This window comes from Bradyrhizobium sp. BRP22 (assembly GCF_020194175.1).
GTDB lineage: Bacteria > Pseudomonadota > Alphaproteobacteria > Rhizobiales > Xanthobacteraceae > Bradyrhizobium.
Genome location: NZ_JADYVX010000099.1, coordinates 1 through 1072, shown reverse-complemented (window position 1 = coordinate 1072; position 1072 = coordinate 1). Strand labels below are relative to the sequence as shown.

Here is a 1072-nt window from a genome sequence, read left to right as displayed (position 1 = left end):
CAGGTCACGGTCAATGTGACCTGCCTTCAGGAACCGCCAGAGAAGATCAACAAACCGCCCATCCTGCACGCGTCGCCGCACACATCTGACAAGCAGCCGGTGATGGACCGTGTCGAAGTAGCTTGCCAGATCACCTTCGATGATCCAGCGGCCCCTCGTCGTGTCGGCTCCATCTTGAAGCTGTATCTTCACGGTGCGGACGGCATGGTGCACGCTCCGTTCAGGCCGGAAGCCATAGGATAGGCGATGGAAGTCGCTTTCCCAGATTGGCTCCATAGCCATGAGCATGGCTCGTTGGACGATGCGATCCGTCAGAGTCGGAATACCCAGTGGGCGTAGCTTGCCGTTGGTTTTCGGGATATAGATCCGCTTCACCGGCTGGGGGCGATAACTCTCCTCCAGCAGGCTTTTCCGCAGGTCATCCAGATGCTGATCCAATCTGACCTGCAATCGTTGCTTATCTATTCCGTCGATGCCCGGTGTTCGTGCGCCACTTGACGCCAGAACAATCCGAGCGGCCTCGGCAAGCCATTCCCGGTTGGCAATCAGCCGAAGGAGGCGATCGAACCTTCGGTTCGGATCGCTCTCGGCCCATGTCGCGATCTTGTGCTGCATTTCACTGATTATCAAAGGTCTTCACCTCATTCGGTCAGGTAGTTTGCACTCCAAGCAGTTCGAACTGTTCCCCTTCGCCATGTGGCAGGCTTTCCCTGCCGCGGACTACTACGGAAACTCCGCCAGCATGGTGGACATCAGGGTCAACTCCCTTGCGATGCAAAGCATCGTGGGCATTCCATCATGCCTTCCCTCGTTCATATGCTGGACGTCATCGTATTGGTGAGGCTGCCGGTCGCAGTCTTTTCCCTTGCTTTCCGCAAGTCGATGCCGATGCCATGGTCTGGCTGCGTTCTCCCCATGACCCCTCGCGAGCGTCTTACATCTGGGCTCGCGTTCGGATGCACGCCGTCATAACTGTCCGGCGACATCATCGGCATTCCACCTGTTAAGCCGTGTAGACGGAGGCGACATTTCAGCCCTCAGATGCGGGTGAACCGGTTCGTGTTCCTCAACC

Annotated in this window: 1 protein-coding gene; it reads right to left on the bottom strand. The window is 57.4% G+C overall.

Annotated features, from left to right (window positions below):
* On the bottom strand, positions 1–630 hold a 630-nt coding region (locus I6F35_RS39515), incomplete at its 3' end, for a reverse transcriptase domain-containing protein (protein WP_275945545.1).
* Positions 631–1072 lie beyond the last annotated feature (442 nt).